An 18,393-nucleotide genomic window follows, 5' to 3' on the forward strand; every position below is an offset into this window, starting at 1 on the left:
TCAACGGGTCTCGGTCGTGCCGCCGGAGCCGGCCGACGCGCCCGAGCCGGGCATGCCGCCCTGGCCGGTCGAGCCGGTGCCGCCTCGCCCGCCGGACGCACCCCGACTGTCGGTGCCGCCCTCGCTGTCCAGGCGCTTGGCGGGGCGGTCTTCCTTGGCGGGACGCGGCTCGCCCTGGGGCGGCTCCGATTTCGGCACGGCGTGGGGCGCGCCCTGATTCGGCTGCGCCTTGGGTTGAGGGCGCGATGGGTGCTGCCCCGGCTGCGCCTTGGGCATGGGCCGGGCGTCGGGCGCGGGCGTGGCGGGCGGATTGGTGGCGCCGGCGGGCGGCTGCGCCTGGGCCCAGCAGGCTGCGCCGGCCAACATATTGAGGGCGAACGCGGCAGCGAGGATCGGGGTTTGTTTCATGGCAGGACTCCAGAAAGGGGGGACCGCCGCGCGTCGGGCGTGGCGGGGAGAGGGTTGATGCAATCGGTGGCCGCGCCGACCGCGGACAGCCCCGCGCGCGTCGCGGCGGGCGTCAGCGCCTGCCGCAGCAGCCGCTCGAGCTGCGCGAGGCCGGCCGCGAGATCCCCCGAGACGTGCACCCGCAGGCAAGGCCGGCCGCGGGCCATCAGTTCCTCCATGTCGCCCAGGGCCTGCGCCGCCTGGGTCGCGCCGAAGCTGGCCGCGTAGCCCGGCGCCTCGAGCACCCGCGGCGCGTCCGCGGTGATGAACAGGAACCGCCCGCCCGGCGTGCCGCCTTTGTGCAATTGCCCGCTGGAATGCAGGTAGCGCGGCCCGAAGCCGCCCACCGTGGCCGCGCCGGTGCCGCGCCGCACGCAGTCGCGCGCGCCCGCCAGCCAGGCTTCGCAGGCCGCGCCTTGCGGCAGATACGCCAGCAGGGCCACGTAGCCGCCGGGGGTTCCCTGCGTCATGTGCGACGCCAGCAGCGCCAGCGCCGAATCGGCCGACGCCGCTTTGCCATGGAAGGCCAGCGGCCCCTCCACCCGCAGCAGCTCGGCGCCGCCCGGCGCGGCCCCGCCCGGGCTGGCGGACAGACTGCGGGTGCGCGCCTTGCTGGCCTCCACATCGGGCTGGTTGAAGGGATGGACGCCCAGCACGGCGGCGGCCACCGCGGTGGCGAATTCCCAGCGGAAGAACTCCTGGCCCACCGTCAGGGCGGCCCCATTACGGCAGGTCAGCACCGGGTGGCCGGCGGCGGCCAGGTCGCGCGCCAACGCGGCCATGCGCGCGTCGGGCGACCGCGCGTCGGCAAGGTGCACGAACAGGCGGTCGCGCCCATACTCCCCCGGCCCGGCCAGGCACTCCTGCGCCACCGGGATCAACCCCTTGCCGTCCTTGCCGGTCGACTCGGCCAGCAACTGCTCCAGCCACCCGGCCAGCGCGTCCAGGCCGGGATCGGCCAGCAGCGTGACCTTGTCGTGGCCCGCCAGCGCCGCTTCACCCAGTGCGCAGCCCAGCAGCAGGCCGGGATTGCGCCGCGCGGCGGCGCGCGGCGAGCAGGCGCGCCGCATGGGTCGGGCGGCCCGCAGCAGGCGGGCCGGATCGTGTCCCAGCAGCGCCGCCGCCACCAACCCGAAGGACGAAAGCACCGAGTAGCGTCCGCCCACCGCCGGATTGCCGGGGAAAACCGCCGCGTAGCCTTCGCGCAGGGCATGCGCATGCAGGGGCGTGCCCGGATCGGTGATGGCGACGAAGCGACGGGCCGCTTCCTGGCGGCCCAGCCGGGCCGCCACGCATTGCTGGAAATAGGCGGCGAGCATGCCGGATTCCAGCGTGGTCCCCGATTTGCTGGCGACCACGAACAGCGTCCGGCCAAGGTCCAGCCGCGCTTGCAGCGCCAGGATCTGGGCCGTGTCGGTGGAATCGAGCACATGCATGCGCAGCCCGCCGACGGCCGCGCCAAGCAGGCGCGCCAAGGCCTCGGCGCCCAATGTGGCGCCGCCCATTCCCAGCATCACGGCGTCGGTGAATCCCGCCACGCACAGACGCCGGCAGATGGCGCAGAAGCGCCCGAGCCGGCCCGGCGCCACGCCCGGTTGCAGCCAGCCCAGCCAGCGGTCCTCATCGGCGCCGGTCCAGAGCGTGGCGTCGGCGGCCCACAGCCGCTGCACCCAGGCATCGCGGTCCGCCACGGCCAGGCGCCGCTCGACCCGGTCCGCCAAGGCGGCCGGCAGGACCTGGGAATAGCCGTTCAACGCGATCGGGCCGCGCTCCGGATAGGCGTCGGCGCGTGCGGCCGGCGCGGATGGCCGCAAGCGGCGCGCGGCGCTGTCGCGCGACGGCGCGACGGGCACATATATGTCCATGGTGGATTCCTAAAGTGCGCGCCAGCCGCGCAGCCAAGCGCGTTGCTCGGGGCCGGCATCGCCGAGCCGGTCGATGCCGGGAGTCTGTTGCGGGTCGACGTCCGGCATGGGATTGGGCAGGCCGCCCGGCGGCCAGCGTCCATGGCGGTCGGCGTCCTGTTCGCGGACCGGCGGATCCGGCGATTCCGCGGGCGACTGGTCCGGCCGCGCCGGCTGCCGGCGTCGTCCGGATTCGCCGGTGTCTGGATGCTTGGTGGCGTTCGCCATGGCGGTCTCCTTGTCGGACGGGTCGGCCGGCCTATGCGGCTTTGCCGGCGCGCGCGGCCTTGGCGTTTGCCTGCTCCAGGGCCAGCGTGTTGAGTTTTTCGTCGGCGGCCTTTTCCTCGGCCAGCGTCTCTTTCAGCAGGGCGAGCGCATCGTCGTGGCCCAGTTGTTTGGCGAAGGTGCACAAGGTGCCGTAGCTGGCGATCTCGTAGTGCTCCACCTTCTGCGCGGCCGCGATCAGCGCGGCGTCCAGCACCGGGCCCTTCTCGACGTCCTCGATGACGTCGCGGCCCTCTTCCACCAGGCCCTCCATCGCCGCGCATTTGACGCGCTTGAGCCTGAAGTCGGCGGCCTCGACGATCTTGTCGATGCGTTCGACCTGTCCGCGCGTCTCCTCCAGGTGCGACGTGAACGCCTCGGCGAGCTTGGCGTCGCTGGCGGCGCGCGCCATTTTGGGCAGCGCCCGGGTCAGTTGTTTCTCGGCGCTGTAAATGTCCGAAAGTTCATGGATGAATAGATCCTGCAAGGTCTTCTGCGTCATTGCTGACTCCTGTCGGGTTGGCGGGCGGGCCGCGATCGCGGCCGCCGGGACCTGTCCAGCAATCGCCGTGCCGACCGGTGCCGGCCGGCTTCGTCGGGATCGCGGGCGCGCTGGCGCCGTTGCGATCGGGCGCGAGCGGTGCAGGCCGCGGCCAGCGCCAATAATTTGTCTTCATCCAGGCGCTCGGCATCGACCAGTCCCTCGTCGGCGCCGTGCAGCGCGATCAACAGCTCGTCAAGCTTCAGATGCAGCGCCTCGCTGTCCTTGTTCTGGCTCTGCTGGATCAGGAACACCATCAGGAAAGTGATGATCGTGGTGCCCGTGTTGATCACCAGTTGCCAGGTTTCGGAATAACCGAACGCCGGACCGGAAAGTCCCCAGACCAGCACCGCGAGCAGCGCCGTCCCGAACGCCACGGGCGATCCGGTCCACTGCGTGACCCGGGCGGCAAAATGATCGAAGAAGCGGGAAACGGCATTGCCACGGTCGCCCCCGCGCGGGCGGGGCGCTCGTTTCGACGACGGCTTGCGCCGAGGCACGCGATTGCTGGTCATGGGACTCCATCCTGTCGGACGCGGCGCCCCTTTCCAGCAAGCCGCGTGCCCATCTGCCCGCCCCGACGCGCCCCGACGCGTGCTAGCCTCGCACTGTTGCGGTCCGCCGAAACCCGATGAAATCCATTCTGCAGTCCGAGAAATTCCTGCTGCTGGCCTGCGCCATCGCGATGGCGGGGTTCGCGGCGGATGCCCGCCTGGCCGACTACGGACGGGCGGCCGGCCTGCTCGAAACGGCCATACTGGTGGCGGCGATCCTGGCGGCTTCCCTGAGCGTGGCGCGCCATGCCGAACGCATCGCGCAAAAGCTGGGCGATCCCTACGGCAGCATGATCCTGACGCTGTCGGCGGTGCTGGTCGAGGTCATCGTGCTGGCCATCGTCTCGTCCAAGGCCGGCTCGCCCACCCTGGTGCGCGACAGCATCTACTCGGCGGTCATGCTGGACATCAACGGCATCCTCGGCGTGGCCGCCCTGATCGGCGGCTTCAAGCACGGCGAGCAGGCCTACAACGACGATTCCGCGCGCACCTACAGCGTCATGATCCTGACCGCCGTCACGGTGTCGATGATCATCCCGGAATTCGTCCCCGGGGAAAGCTGGCGCGCCTACAGCGCCTTCACCATCGTGGTGATGCTGCTGCTGTACGGGGTTTTCCTGCGCATGCAGACCGGCCCGCACAGCTATTTCTTCAGCTACAGCTATCCCGACAAGAAGACCCGCCGGCCGCCGGCCGCCTCCGGCTATCCGACCCGGCGCCAGTCCATCGGCGTCATGGCGGCCGGCATCATCGCGGTGGGCGCGCTGGCCGAACTGATGTCGCACTCGTTGAACCGCAGCCTGGCTGGCGTCGACGTGCCCGCCGGCCTGGTGGCGCTGATCGTGGCCGGCATCTCGGCCGCCCCGGAAATGCTGACGGCGCTGCGCGCGGCGCTGGCCAATCGCATGCAATCGGTGGTCAACATCGCCCTGGGCGCTTCGCTCTCGACGGTCATCCTGACCGTGCCCGCGATGGAGGCGCTGGCGCTGATATCGGGCCAGCGCATCGATATCGCCATGACGCCGCTGCAGACCCTGATGATGCTGGTGACGCTGCTGGTGGCCGCCATCAACCTCAACGACGGCCAGACCAACGCGATCGAAGGCATGACCCATTTTGTCCTGTTCGGCGCGTTCCTGATGCTGCTGGGACTGGGGCTGTAGGGCGAAGCGCGCCGGGCACGGGACTTGCTCCCCGGCCAGGATCCCGTTTCGCCGGAGAGGCCATTGCCCGCACCGATCGTCCCGATGACGCTCCTGACCGTCAATATCCACAAGGGCTACACCAGTTTTAACCGCCGCTTCATGCTGCATGAGCTGCGCGACGCCCTGCGCATGGCCGCTCCGGACCTGGTCTTCCTGCAGGAAGTGGTGGGCGAACACCAGGCCATGGCCGCGCGCGCCGCGCCGCGCTGGCCGGCGGCGTCGCAGTATGAATTCCTGGCCGATACGCTGTGGCGCGACTTCGCCTACGGCCGCAATGCCGTCTATCCGGCGGGCCACCACGGCAATGCGGTGCTGTCGCGCTACCCGATCACGCGCTTCGAGAACCATGACGTGACGATCGGCGGACACGAAAGCCGCGGCCTGCTGCACTGCGTGCTGGAACTGCCGGGGCGCGCCGGCGCGGTCCATGCGATATGCGTCCACCTGGGTTTGCGCGCCCGGCATCGCGCCCGCCAGATCGCCAGCCTGTGCCGCCTGGTGGCGCGCGACGTGCCGGCCGGCGATCCGCTGTTGATCGCGGGCGATTTCAACGACTGGCGGCAGCAGGCCGATGGCCTGCTGCGCGACTGCCAGGTGCGGGAAGTCTTCACTTCGCGGCTGGGCCGGCCCGCCCGCACGTTCCCGGCGCGCTGGCCCCTGCTGCGGCTCGACCGCATCTACGTGCGCAATGTGCGCGACTGGCGGCCCGTGCCGCTGGCCTCGCGGGTGTGGGCGGGGCTGTCCGACCACGTGCCGATCGCCGCGGAAGTCGCGCTATGACGCTGCCCCCGAATGGCTGGCGCAGCGGCAACCGTTACACGCTGCTGGAAAACGGCGAGGCCTACTTTCCCGCGGTGCGCGCCGCCGTCGAGGCCGCCACCCGCGAAGTGCTGATCGAGACTTTCATCCTCTTCGACGACGCGGTGGGCCGCGATCTGCGGGATACCCTGATCGCCGCCGCGCGCCGAGGCGTCAGCGTCGACGTGCTGGTCGACGGCTACGGCTCGGACCTTCTGTCAGAGGAATTCCTGGCGCCGCTGACCGGCGCCGGCGCGCGCGTGCACCTGTTCGACCCGCGCCCGCGGCTGCTGGGCGTGCGCACCAATCTGTTCCGCCGCATGCATCGCAAGGTCGTGGCGGTGGACGGCGCCTGCGCCTTCGTGGGCGGCATCAACTTCTCCGCCGACCATCTGCCGGACTACGGCCCCGAAGCCAAGCAGGACTATGCGGTGCGGGTGGACGGTCCGCTGGCCGCCGATATCGCCGACCATGCCCGGGCCGCGCTCGGCGCGGACCCGCCCCGCCGGCGTCGGTCCGCGCCCCTGGAAGCGATGCCGGCGGGCGACGGCGGCGGCCGGCTGGTGGTGCGCGACAACCACGCCCACCCCACCGACATCGAACGCTATTACCGCGCCGGCCTGCGTTCGGCGCGCCATGACGTGCTGATCGCCAACGCCTACTTCTTTCCAGGCTATCGCCTGCTGCGCGACCTGGCCAACGCCGCCCGCCGTGGCGTGCGCGTGCGGCTGCTGCTGCAAGGCGAACCCGACATGCTGGTGGCGCAGTTGGCCGCCAGCATGCTGTACGACTACCTGATCGACGCCGGCGTCGAGATCTTCGAATACTGCCGGCGCCCGCTGCACGCCAAGGTCGCCTGCGTCGACGACGACTGGTCGACCATCGGCTCGAGCAACCTGGACCCGCTCAGCCTCGCCCTGAACCTGGAAGCCAATGTGGTGGCGCGCGACAGCGCCCTGAACGCCGCCTTGCGCGACAGCCTGGAGCGCCTCATCGCCCAGGACTGCAAACGGGTACGGATGCGGCCGGACTCGCGGCGGCGCCTGCGCCGGCTCTGGGTCGGGGTCGTGGTGTTCCACTTCCTGCGCCGCTTCCCGGCCTGGGCCGGCGCGCTGCCCGCGCACAAGCCGCGCCTGCAGACCGTCAACGGCGCGGGCCATCACCAGAGCGACGCGCGATGAACCTGCGCCGCGCCCCCCTGGTGCGCGCGGCCCGGCGCCGCTGGCCACGCATCAAGCGGGTGCTGCCATGGATCGTGCTGGCGCTGGCGCTGGGCCTGCTGGGGTATTTCGGCGGCTCGGTCGACTGGCCCGGCGTGTGGCAGGCCGTGCGCCGCATCCCCCGCGAGACGCTGCTCCTCGCGGCCGCCCTGGTGGTGCCGGCGTACCTCGCCTACGCCGCCCTGGACCTGCTGGGCCGCCGCTACACCGGCCATCGCCTGCCCTGGCCCAAGGTGCTGGGCGTGGCGTTGCTGAGCTATGCGCTGAACCTGAACCTGGGGGTGCTGCTGGGCGGCCTGGGCACGCGTCTGCGCCTGTATGCCCGACTGGGCTGCCGCAAGGCCACCGCCACCCGCGTGGCGGTGTTCTCGGCGGTGTCCAACTGGATCGGCTATGCCTGGGTGGCCGGCGCGGTGTTCGCCAGCGGGGCGATCGTGTTGCCGGCCGGCTGGGACATCGGCGGCGGCGTGCTGCGCCTGATGGGATTGGGGTTGCTCGCCATGGCCGCCCTCTATGTCTGGATCTGCGCCCGCGCCACCCGCCGCGTGGCGCGCTGGATGGGGCAGCGCGTGACGCTGCCGGGCGGCCGCATGGCGGTCCTGCAGAGCGTGACGGCGGCGCTGTCGTGGTTGTTGATGGGGGCCATCATGTACGTGCTGCTACAGGCCAAAGTCAGCTATCCGGTGGTGCTGGGCGTGCTCCTGTGCACCAGCTTCGCGGCGGTGGTCACCCGCGTGCCGGGCGGACTCGGCACCACCGAGGCGATCTTCGTGGCGGCCCTCTCATCCCGGCTGCCGGCAGCGGAAATCCTGGGCGCGGCGTTGAGCTACCGGGCGCTGTATGCGCTGGCGCCGCTATGCCTGGCGCTGCTGGCGTTCGCCGCGGTCGAGGCGCGCCTCGGTTGGCGCAGGCACCATCCGCCGGCGGATACCAGCCAGCCGCGCGCGCCATGATTACAAACCAGCGGCAACAACGACGCACGACCGTCCACATAGACCCGCGCGCCCGCCGCGGCGCCCGCGGGCATGGCACTTGCTTGGCGATGAGTCTTGCGGATGTGGCCCCGGCTCCCGGGACCGTCCGCCGACTCCGGAGCGAGCATGACGACACCAAGAATCCTCATCGTGGCGGCGGAAGCCTTCCCCCTGGCGAAGACCGGCGGCCTGGGCGATGCCATCACCGGCATGGCGCGCGCGCTGGTCCAGGCGCACGCCCAACCGACGCTGCTGTTGCCCGCCTATCGCGGCGTTGCGCGGCGGCTGCAATCGACGCGCCCGGTGGCCCATCTGGCCGGCTTGCCCGGCGGCGACGCCCGGCTGCTGGCCGGCGAATGTCCCCAATCCGGGTTGTCGTTCCTGCTGCTGGAAAACGACGCGCTCTATGACCGCGACGGCCTGTACCTGGACGAGGGCGGCCAACCCTACGCCGACAATGCCTTGCGCTACGCGGCCCTGGCCCACGCGGCGGTGCGCGTCGCCCAGGGGCTGCCCGGCCTGCCGCGCCCCAACGTGGTGCATGCCCATGACTGGCACGCGGCCCTGACGCCGCTGCTGCTGCGGGCGGCGCGGGTGCAGGACGTGAAAAGCGTGCTGACCATCCACAACCTGGCCTTCCAGGGCCAGGCGCCGATCGAGGCGGCGCCGGCGCTGGGAATTCCGGCGCCCTTCTGCGGCGAGCAAGGCGCGCAGGCCTGGGGCCAACTGAATTTCATGAAGGCGGGCATCCGCCACGCCGATCGCATCACCACCGTCAGCCAACGCTACGCCCGCGAGATCCTGACCCCCGAATTCGGCTGCGGGCTGGATGGCCTCTTGCGCGAGCGCGTGGCCGACGTGCTGGCCATTCCCAACGGCATCGACACCCAACTGTGGAACCCCACGCGCGATCCGCATCTCGGCGCGCTGCGCTACGGCGCCGCCAACCTGGCCAACAAGCGCTTGTGCAAGGCCGCCACGCAGCACGAATACGGTCTGCAGGAAGACCCCCAGGCGGTGCTGCTGATCATGTGCAGCCGCTTGACCGGCCAGAAGATGGCAGACGTCGCCGCCCAATCCCTGCCGCAGGCCCTGGACGCGCATCCGCAACTGCAGGTGGCGGTGCTGGGGCAGGGGGAACGACACCTGGAAAACGCGCTGCGCGAACTGGGCCAGCGCTATCCCCGACGCTGCGCGGTGCGCATCGGCTATGACGAGGCCGGCGCCCACCGCTTGCACGCCGCCGGCGACTTGCTGCTGCATGGCAGCCGTTTCGAGCCGTTCGGCCTGGCGCCGCTCTATGCCATGCGCTACGGCACATTGCCGATCGGCTCGCGGGTCGGCGGCATGGCCGATACGATCGAAGACCCCGGTCCGCAACAGCCGCTGACCGCCATGACCCGCGCCACCGGGGTGCTGTTCGACGGCAGCACGCCCGCCGAGATGACCGCCGCCATCGCCCGCGCGGTCCATTTGCGGAGCCACGCGACCGTCTGGCGCGCGATGCAGCGCAACGCCATGACCGCGGACTTCAGTTGGCGGCCGGCGGTGGCGCAATACCTGGCGCTGTTCCACGCGCTCAGCGGCACCCAGGCGCAAGCGTCCGCCCCGGCGCGCCAGCCCGCGCAAGCCGCCGCGCACCCGGTGCGCCGCGCGCATCAGGGCGCTTCCCTCACGGCCCCGCTGCCGCAGTAGGAATCCGCCATGGCCAAGCCGCACGCCCTGCCTGACAACGCCGGCCTGCCTCGCATCCACTACGCGCGCGCCGGCCTGCCGCCAGCGTCGGACGACGGGGCGCGCGAGCAGTGGCTGGCGAGCGTGCGCCGCGCCGGTTTCACCGCGGTGCTGGCGCCCGTGCCCTGGCTCTGCCCGCCGGGCGCGCGGACGCTGGCGCCGGTCGATGCCGACCACGCCGCCGCCGACGGTGGCGTCGAGCCGCTCGCCACGCGGCTGGCGCGCGACGCGCGCAGCGCCGCCGACCACGGCCTGACGTTGCTGCTGCGCCTGGAGCTGCAGCGCGTGGCGCGCGAGGCCCGCGACACCACGGCCCCGGCCGCCTGGTATCGCGACCCCGTCGACGCCCCCGCGCGCGACCCTCGCCTGCCAGTCACCGAGCATGGCGTGAGGCAACTGCGCGACGGCCCGCCGGCGGGCTTCGTGGCCGCCTGGGCCGAGCGCCTGCGGCGCTGGACGCGCGCCGGGGTGGGCGGCTATGTGGTGCACGTGCCCCCGGTCCTGGACGCGCAGGCCTGGCGGACATTGTTCGCGCCCTCGCGCGAGGCCGACGGCGAACTGCGCGCCCTGGCCTGGACCCCGGGGTTGGCGCCCGCGGCGTTGGCGGGCTTGCACGACGCTGGCTTCGACGGCGTGTTCTCATCGCTGCCCTGGTGGGACTACCGGGCGCCCTGGCTGGCCGAGGAGTACGATCGCCTGCGCGCCATCGCGCCGATCATCGCCCCCGCGTGCGCGCTGGACGCCCCGCCCGCGGGCGCCGCGGCGCCCCGGGCGGATCCGCGGCGCGCCTGGACCGCGGCCCTGAGCGGCTGCGGCTGGCTCGCCGACGACATCGGCGAGGCCGGCGGCGCCCCCCAGGTCAATGCCTGGTTGCGGCAGGCCCATGCCACCGCCCCGCCCCGGATCGTGGTGGGCCGCGACGGCGGCGCCACCCTGGTGCTGCGCGAGACGGCCGCCGAGGGCGCGGATCTGCTCGCGCTCAATCCCGACGACCAGGCCCCCGCGCGCCTGGACCGGGACCTGGCCGCCGGCCTGCTGCCGCCCGGCGAGCTCTCCCCCCAGGACGGCGCGCCAGCCGACGGCATCCTGGCGCCCGCAGGCCATGCCCGTTATCTGCTGTCCCCCGCCCCGCCGATATGCGCGGCGCCACGGATGGCGGCCCCGGCGCGCGCCGAAGGCGCCCAGGCGCGCATCGCCATCGAGCAGGTCGCGCCCGCCGTCGACGGCGGCGGCTTTCCGGTCAAATGCAGCGTCCACGAACAGATCGAGGTGCGGGCGGACATCTTCATGGACGGCCACGACCAGCTCGCCGCCGAACTTCGCTGGCGCGCCGACGACGAACCCGGCTGGCGCAGCGTGCCGATGGTTCCGGCCGGCAACGACCGCTGGCAGGCCGCCTTCCGCCCGAGCCGGATCGGCCCGCACACCTTCCAGATCGTCGCCTGGTACGACAGTTGGGCCACCTTCCAGCACGAGTTCGAGGTCAAGCACGCTGCCGGCGCCAGCCTGCGGCTCGAGCGCGAGGAAGGGCTGCAATTACTGCGCGAGGCGGACCAGCGCGCCAGCATGGGCGGCGCGTCCGGCGCCGGCCTGCTCAAGCGCGCCATCAAGACCTGCGCCGCGCGGCGCGAGGGCGACGAGCCCGACGCCGAGCAGATTGCGCTGCTGCTCAGCCCGGCGCTGGCGCAGGCCATGCGCGGCCTGGACAGCCATCCGTTCGAGTCGCTGTCCGCCCCCCATCCCATCTGGGTCGACCGGCCGCGCGCGGTCCACGCCGCCTGGTATGAATTGTTTCCGCGCTCCCAGGCGACCGAGGCGGGCCGCCACGGCACGTTCGACGACGTGATCGCGCGCCTGCCCGACATCCGCGAAATGGGCTTCGACGTGCTGTACCTGCCGCCGATCCACCCCATCGGCCGGTCCAACCGCAAGGGCCGCAACAACAGTTTGCAGGCCGGGCCGGACGACGTGGGCAGCCCCTACGCGATCGGATCGGCCGCCGGCGGCCACGACGCCATCGAACCGCAACTGGGCACGCTGGAGGATTTCCTGCGGCTGGTACACGCGGCGCGCGCCCACGGCCTGGAAATGGCCCTGGACTTCGCCATTCAGTGCTCGCCCGATCACCCCTGGCTGGCGCAGCACCCGGACTGGTTTTCGTGGCGGCCCGACGGATCGCTGCGCTACGCCGAGAATCCGCCCAAGAAATACCAGGACATCGTCAACGTGTCGTTCTACGGCCCCGCGCCCAAGCGCGCGCGCAAGCTCGGGCTGTGGCGCGCCCTGCGCGACATCGTGCTGTTCTGGGCGGAACAGGGCGTGCGCACGTTCCGCGTCGACAACCCGCACACCAAGCCGCTGCCGTTCTGGCAGTGGCTGATCGCCGAAATCCACGCGCGCCATCCCGACGTGCTGTTCCTGTCCGAAGCCTTCACCCGCCCCAAGATGATGTACCGGCTGGCGAAGGTGGGATTCACGCAGTCATACACCTACTTCACCTGGCGCAACGACAAGGCCGAGCTGGAAGACTACCTGCGCGAGATCTCGCAGCCGCCGGCGGCGGATTTCTTCCGGCCGCATTTCTTCGTCAACACGCCCGATATCAACCCCCTGTTCCTGCAGACCTCGGGCCGTCCCGGCTTCCTGATCCGCGCGGCGCTGGCCGCGCTGGGCTCGGGGCTGTGGGGCGTCTACAGCGGCTTCGAACTGTGCGAGGCCGCGCCGGTGCCGGGCAAGGAGGAATACCTGGACTCCGAGAAGTACGAACTGCGCCCGCGCGACTGGCGCCAACCCGGCAACATCCGCGCCGACATCGCCCGCCTGAACCAGCTTCGCCGCGCCAACCCCGCCCTGCAGAGCCACCGCGGCCTGACGCTGGCCGCCAGCGGCAATGCGCGCGTCATCGCGTTCGCCAAGGCCACGCCCGGACAGGGCAACGTGATCCTGGCGGCGATCAGCCTGGACCCGTTCCACGCCCAGACGGCCCGCATCGAACCGCCCTACGCGCTCTTCTGCCCGCCGTGGGCCGCCGAGATGGTGGCCGAGGACCTGCTGGCCGAACGGCGCGAAACCTGGCGGGGCGGCGCCCGCGAAGTGGCGCTGTCTCCCGAACAACCCTATCGCATCTGGCGGCTGTCGCGTCATGGTTGACGCCGCCATGGAGCCCGCAACCATGAACAGCGATACCCCGCCCCAGGACGACGGCCTCTGGTACAAGGACGCGGTCGTCTACCAACTGCACGTGAAGTCGTTCTTCGACTCCAACGACGATGGCGTCGGCGACCTGCCGGGGCTGATCTCCAAGCTGGACTACATCGCCAACCTTGGCGTGGACACGATCTGGCTGCTGCCGTTCTACCCCTCGCCGCGGCGCGACGACGGCTATGACATCGCCGACTATCGCGGCGTGCACCCGGACTACGGCACCGTGGCCGACGTGCGCCGGCTGATCCGGGCGGCGCACGCGCGCGGCCTGCGGGTGATCACGGAACTGGTGGTCAACCACACGTCCGACCAGCATCCGTGGTTCCAGCGCGCCCGCAGTTCGCGGCCCGGTTCGGCCGCGCGCAACTTCTACGTGTGGTCGGACAACGACAAGGCCTATGCCGGCACCCGCGTCATCTTCTGCGACACCGAAAAATCCAACTGGACCTGGGACCCGGTGGCCAACGCCTACTTCTGGCACCGCTTCTACTCGCACCAGCCCGACCTGAACTACGACAACCCGCAGGTGCTCAAGGAAGTGCTGGCGGTGATGCGCCATTGGCTGGACATGGGCGTGGACGGCCTGCGCCTGGACGCGGTGCCCTACCTGGTCGAGCGCGAGGGCACCAACAACGAGAACCTGCCCGAGACCCACCAGGTGCTCAAGCGCATCCGCGCCGTGATCGATAGCGAATATCCCGGGCGCCTGCTGCTGGCCGAGGCCAACCAGTGGCCCGAGGACGCGCAGGAATACTTCGGCAATGGCGACGAATGCCATATGTCGTTCCACTTCCCGCTGATGCCGCGCATGTACATGGCCATCGCGCAGGAAGACCGCTTTCCCATCACCGACATCATCCGCCAGACGCCGGACATCCCCGCCACCTGCCAGTGGGCCATTTTCCTGCGCAACCACGACGAACTGACGCTGGAGATGGTCACCAGCCGCGAGCGCGACTATCTCTGGAGCGTCTACGCGGCCGATCCGCGCGCGCGCATCAACCTGGGCATCCGCCGCCGCCTGGCGCCGCTGCTGGAACGCGACCGGCGCCGGGTCGAACTGATGAACAGCCTGCTCTTGTCGATGCCCGGCACGCCGGTGCTGTACTACGGCGACGAACTGGGCATGGGCGACAACGTGCACCTGGGCGACCGCGACGGCGTGCGCACCCCGATGCAGTGGTCGCCCGACCGCAACGGCGGCTTCTCGCGCGCCGACCCCGAACGGCTGCCGCTGCCGGTGCTGATGGGGCCGCTGTACGGCTATGAAGCCGTGAATGTCGAGGCCCAGCAGCGCGATCCGCATTCGCTGCTGAACTGGACCCGCCGCATGCTGGCGCAGCGCCGCCAGACCCACGCCTTCGGGCGCGGCACCCTGCGTTTCATCCAGGCGGGCAACCGCAAGATCCTGGCCTACCTGCGGCAGTGGCGCGACACCACCATCCTGTGCGTGGCCAACCTGTCCAACGCCGCCCAGCCGGTGGAGCTGCCGCTGCAGGCCTTCAATGGCCGGGTGCCGGTCGAAATGCTGGGCGGCACGCCGTTTCCCGCGATCGGCGAACTGCCGTACCTGTTGACGCTGCCGCCTTACGGCTTTTACTGGATGGACCTGAGCGCCAACGCGGCGCCGCCGGGCTGGCATGCCAGTCCGCCGGAACGCATGCCGGAACTGATTACGCTGGTTCTGCGCGGCCACGCCAACGCGGTGCTGACCGACGCCTCGCGTCTCGCGCTCGAAACCGAAGTCCTGCCCGAATACCTGGCGCGCCAGCGCTGGTTCCCCGGCAGCGCCGCGCCGCCGCGCGCACAGTTGGCCTATGCCACGCCGTTCGGCGCCGATGGCGCGGAGTACTACTGGGCCGAGGCCGAGCCGGCCGATGCCCCCGCCACGCAACGGGTGCAGGTGCCCTTCGCACTGGTATGGGACGAAGCCGCGCAGATCCAGTATCCGATCGCGCGGGTGCGGCGCGGACCGGAGGTCGGCATCCTTGCCGACGCGTTCCTGCAGCCCGGCTTCGTGCTGGGGATCGTCGCGGCCCTGCGCGCCGCCCGGGAATGGGACGGCCGCCAGGGCGGCAAGCCGGGCGAGCGCCCCGGCGTCATCCGCTGCCTGCCCGAGCCCGGCCTGGCGACGCTAGACCTCGGCGGCGAACCGGCGCTGCAATGGATCAGCGGCGAACAATCCAACAGTTCGGTGGTGATCGGCGGGCAGGCCATCCTGAAACTGCTGCGCAATGTCCAGCCCGGCCTGTCGGCCGAAGTGGAAATGAGCCGCCACCTGACGCGCGCCGGCTACGCCAACATGCCCGCCCTGCTGGGCGAAGTCCGGCGGATCGATGCCGAGGACACGCCGTGCACGCTGGCCGTGCTGTACGCCTACATTCCCAACGAAGGCGACGCCTGGACCTGGACACTCGATTTCCTCAAGCGCGCCCTCGGCACCGCGCTGCTGGGGGGCGACAGCCCCGAGGAATTCGAGGCCAGCCTGGAAGGCTATGCCACCCTGGCCAACACCATGGGCCGGCGCGTGGCGCAATTGCACCAGGCCCTGTCGCGGCCCAGCGACGATCCGGCCTTCGCGCCCGCGGTGGCGTCGCGCGAGGCGGGCGACGCGCTCGCGGCCCAGGTCAACGCGCAACTGGACCGCGCCGCGCAGGCGCTGCGCGCGCGCCTGGACGCGCTGGAGCCCCCCTCGCGCGCTTGCGCCCAATGGCTGTTCGAACATCACGAACGCCTGGCGGCGCGGGTCGAAAGCATGGCCCAGGCGCTCGCCGGCAGCCCGCTGATCCGCGTCCACGGCGACCTGCACCTGGGCCAGATCCTGGTGGCGCAGACCGACGCCTACCTGATCGATTTCGAGGGCGAACCCGATCAACCGCTGGCGTTGCGCCGGCAATTGGCTTCGCCCGCCAAGGATGTGGCCGGCATGCTGCGCTCGTTCGACTATGCCGCGGCCGCCGTGGCGCGCCAGGATCCCCTGGGCGGCGCGCCGGCCGACGCCAATGCCGCGCCGGTGGAGAATGCGGCCGCGTCGAACTCGCCGGGGCAATTGCGCGATGCGCTGCTGGCGCGCTTTCGCGCCCGCGCCACCGAAGCCTTCCTGCAGGGCTACGAGGAAGCCGCCGCGGCCAACGCCCCGCGATGGCGCACCCTGCTGCAATTGGCGCAGCTCGAAAAGGCCGCCTACGAAATCGCCTACGAGGCCGGCCACCGGCCCGATTGGCTGTCCATTCCCCTGTGCGCGCTGGGCGCCCTGGCGCACTCCCTGCTGCAGAACGCGGCCATCGATGCCGAGGATCCGACCTCATGAACCGACGCCACGCCTCTTCCCGCGGCGCCGCCGGCGCGAACGGCCGTCCGCCGCCTGCCGCGCCTTCCCTGACGCCCCCTCTGGACGCGGCGCAGCGCACCGCCCTGGTCGCCGGCCTGCATGGCGACCCCTTCGCCGTGCTGGGCCCGCATGACGGCCACGTGCGGGTGCTGGCGCCCGGCGCGCGGTCGGTCACCGTGATCGGCGCCGATGAGGCGCGCCACCCGCTGGCCGATGACGGCGACGGCCTGTTCAGCGGCCCCGCGGACTGCGCCCGCGCCGGCGAGCCTGCCTCGTACCGGCTGGAGATCGAATGGCCGCAGGCGTTGCAGCGCACCGCCGACCCATATGCCTTCGGCCCATTGCTGCCGGCCGACGCCTTGCGCGGGTTGGCGGCCGGCGACTGGCGGGCCGCCCTGGACTGGCTCGGCGCGCGGCCCGCCACGGTCGATGGCGTCGCCGGGCTGCGCTGCGCCGTCTGGGCGCCGAACGCGCGCCGCGTGGCGCTGGTCGGCGACTTCAATAGCTGGGATCCCCGCCGCCACGGCATGCGGCTGCGGCACGAGGCCGGCGTCTGGGAGCTGTTCGTGCCCGACGTCGCGGCGGGCTCGGCCTACAAGTTCGCCGTCACCGACGCGACCGGCGCGATCCGTTTCAAGGCCGATCCGCACGCGCGCCGCGCCGAACTGCCGCCGGCAACCGCCTCGGTGGTGGACGACGCGGCGCCCTATCCGTGGACGGACGGCGACTGGATGCGCGGCCGCGGGAACCGCCATGGCGCGGACGCGCCCATCGCGATCTATGAAGTCCACGCGGGCTCATGGCTGGCCACCGGCGACGATGCCTGCGCCTGGCGGCAACTGGCCGACAAGCTGCCGGCCTACGCCGCGTCGATGGGGTTTTCACATATCGAACTGATGCCGATCATGGAACATCCGTTCGGCGGCTCGTGGGGCTACCAGCCGCTGGGCTTGTTCGCGCCCAGCGCGCGCTTCGGTCCGCCGGCGGCCTTCGCGCACTTCGTCGACCGCTGCCACGCCGCCGGCGTCGGCGTCATCCTGGACTGGGTGCCCGCGCACTTTCCCGACGACGCCCATGGCCTGGCGCGCTTTGACGGCACGGCGCTTTACGAATACGACGACCCGCGCGAGGGCTACCACCCCGACTGGCACACGCTGGTCTACAACCTGGGACGCACCGAAGTGCGGGGATTCATGATCGCCAGCGCCCTGCACTGGCTGCAACGCTTCCACGTCGATGGCCTGCGCGTGGACGCGGTGGCGTCCATGCTGTACCGCGACTACAGCCGGCGGCCCGGCGAATGGATTCCCAACCGCCACGGCGGCCGCGAGAACCTGGAGGCCGTCGATTTCCTGCGCGCGCTGAACCAGGCGGTGCGCCACGAGGTGCCCGACGCGATCATGGTCGCCGAGGAGTCCACTGCCTGGCCCGGCGTGACCGCCCCGGTGGCCGATGGCGGCCTGGGCTTTCACTACAAGTGGAACATGGGCTGGATGCATGACACCCTGCGCTACCTGCGCGAAGACCCGGTGCATCGCAAGCACCACCACGGCGAGCTGACTTTCTCCATGGTCTACGCCTATGCCGAACGCTACGTCCTGCCGCTGTCGCACGACGAGGTGGTGCACGGCAAGGGCTCGCTGCTGAACAAGATGCCCGGCGACGCCGCCGCGCGCCTGGCCAACCTGCGCGCCTACCTGGGCTACATGTGGGCCCATCCGGGCAAGAAGCTGCTGTTCATGGGCGGCGAGATCGCCCAGCCCGACGAATGGAACCACGACGCGCCGCTGGATTGGAACCTGCTGGACGATCCGCCTCGCAGGGGCGTGCAGCGGCTGGTCGGCGACCTGAACCGGCTGTACCGCGACCAGCCCGCGCTGCACGCGCTTGACGCCGACCCCGCCGGATTCGCCTGGGTGGTGCTGGATGACGCCGACAACAGCGTGGTCGCCTTCCTGCGCACCGATGGCGCGGCGCAAATGCTGGCGATCAGCAACTTCACGCCGGTGGCCCGGGACGGCTACCGCGTCGGCGTGCCGCTGCCCGGCCGCTGGGCCGAAGTCCTCAATACCGATGCCGGCGCCTATGGCGGCGCCGGCGGCGGCAACCTTGGGCTGGCGCGCACCGCGCCGGAGCCGGCGCACGGCCATGCCCAATCGCTGGCCCTGACGCTGCCGGCCCTGTCCACCCTCTACTTCAGGCATGAAGGCGAATGAC

13 protein-coding genes are annotated in these 18,393 nt (G+C 71.4%); 8 read left to right on the plus strand and 5 right to left on the minus strand.

The genetic code is table 11. The features are described 5' to 3' along the window. Genes ACUDCK_RS18925 through ACUDCK_RS18945 form a run of 5 tightly spaced genes read right to left on the minus strand, consistent with a single transcriptional unit; the run spans position 1 to position 3,671 of the window. Positions 1–408, minus strand: coding sequence for a hypothetical protein (locus tag ACUDCK_RS18925; protein ID WP_175143194.1), 408 nt, complete (start codon positions 406–408; stop codon positions 1–3). Continuing rightward, positions 405–2,312 carry a hypothetical protein gene (locus ACUDCK_RS18930; protein ID WP_064524384.1) on the minus strand — a complete coding sequence of 636 codons (1,908 nt, stop codon included), beginning with the start codon at positions 2,310–2,312 and terminating at the stop codon, positions 405–407. Before ACUDCK_RS18930 ends, ACUDCK_RS18925 begins: the two co-directional genes overlap by 4 nt. A gap of 9 nt (positions 2,313–2,321) precedes the next feature. Further along, on the minus strand, positions 2,322–2,579 hold the full coding sequence (locus ACUDCK_RS18935; RefSeq protein WP_054502968.1) for a hypothetical protein: 258 nt from the start codon (positions 2,577–2,579) through the stop codon (positions 2,322–2,324). Between the two features lie 31 nt (positions 2,580–2,610). Continuing rightward, positions 2,611–3,117, minus strand: coding sequence for a YciE/YciF ferroxidase family protein (locus ACUDCK_RS18940; protein WP_054502969.1), 507 nt, complete (start codon positions 3,115–3,117; stop codon positions 2,611–2,613). Further along, positions 3,114–3,671 (minus strand): low affinity iron permease family protein, encoded by a 558-nt coding sequence (locus ACUDCK_RS18945; protein WP_244976815.1) that lies wholly within the window; start codon positions 3,669–3,671, stop codon positions 3,114–3,116. The genes ACUDCK_RS18940 and ACUDCK_RS18945 overlap by 4 nt, the downstream gene beginning before the upstream one ends. 116 nt (positions 3,672–3,787) lie before the next feature. Between ACUDCK_RS18945 and ACUDCK_RS18950 the strand changes: the two genes are divergently transcribed. The 8 genes from ACUDCK_RS18950 (at position 3,788) to glgB (ending at position 18,392) form a co-directional block, all read left to right on the plus strand. After that, positions 3,788–4,873, plus strand: coding sequence for a calcium:proton antiporter (locus ACUDCK_RS18950; protein WP_175143197.1), 1,086 nt, complete (start codon positions 3,788–3,790; stop codon positions 4,871–4,873). A gap of 63 nt (positions 4,874–4,936) precedes the next feature. Continuing rightward, the gene (locus ACUDCK_RS18955) at positions 4,937–5,695 is read left to right on the plus strand and encodes an endonuclease/exonuclease/phosphatase family protein (RefSeq protein WP_217481209.1); all 759 of its coding nucleotides are present in this window, start codon (positions 4,937–4,939) and stop codon (positions 5,693–5,695) included. Beyond that, entirely contained in the window at positions 5,692–6,894 is a 1,203-nt protein-coding gene (gene clsB / locus ACUDCK_RS18960; protein WP_175166675.1) for a cardiolipin synthase ClsB, read from the plus strand. The genes ACUDCK_RS18955 and clsB overlap by 4 nt, the downstream gene beginning before the upstream one ends. Beyond that, positions 6,891–7,886 carry a lysylphosphatidylglycerol synthase domain-containing protein gene (locus ACUDCK_RS18965; protein ID WP_175166674.1) on the plus strand — a complete coding sequence of 332 codons (996 nt, stop codon included), beginning with the start codon at positions 6,891–6,893 and terminating at the stop codon, positions 7,884–7,886. The genes clsB and ACUDCK_RS18965 overlap by 4 nt, the downstream gene beginning before the upstream one ends. A 147-nt stretch (positions 7,887–8,033) precedes the next feature. Beyond that, positions 8,034–9,602, plus strand: coding sequence for a glycogen synthase GlgA (gene glgA, locus ACUDCK_RS18970; RefSeq protein ID WP_175166673.1), 1,569 nt, complete (start codon positions 8,034–8,036; stop codon positions 9,600–9,602). Between the two features lie 9 nt (positions 9,603–9,611). After that, positions 9,612–12,791 (plus strand): alpha-1,4-glucan--maltose-1-phosphate maltosyltransferase, encoded by a 3,180-nt coding sequence (locus tag ACUDCK_RS18975; protein ID WP_175166672.1) that lies wholly within the window; start codon positions 9,612–9,614, stop codon positions 12,789–12,791. Between the two features lie 22 nt (positions 12,792–12,813). Further along, a complete protein-coding gene (gene treS / locus ACUDCK_RS18980; protein ID WP_175166671.1) occupies positions 12,814–16,155 on the plus strand; it encodes a maltose alpha-D-glucosyltransferase in 3,342 nt (1,113 codons plus the stop codon). Next, positions 16,152–18,392 (plus strand): 1,4-alpha-glucan branching protein GlgB, encoded by a 2,241-nt coding sequence (gene glgB, locus ACUDCK_RS18985; RefSeq protein WP_244976814.1) that lies wholly within the window; start codon positions 16,152–16,154, stop codon positions 18,390–18,392. The genes treS and glgB overlap by 4 nt, the downstream gene beginning before the upstream one ends. Position 18,393: the final 1 nt, after the last annotated feature.

This window comes from Achromobacter sp. CF-sbj1-Ac2-l (assembly GCF_052698165.1).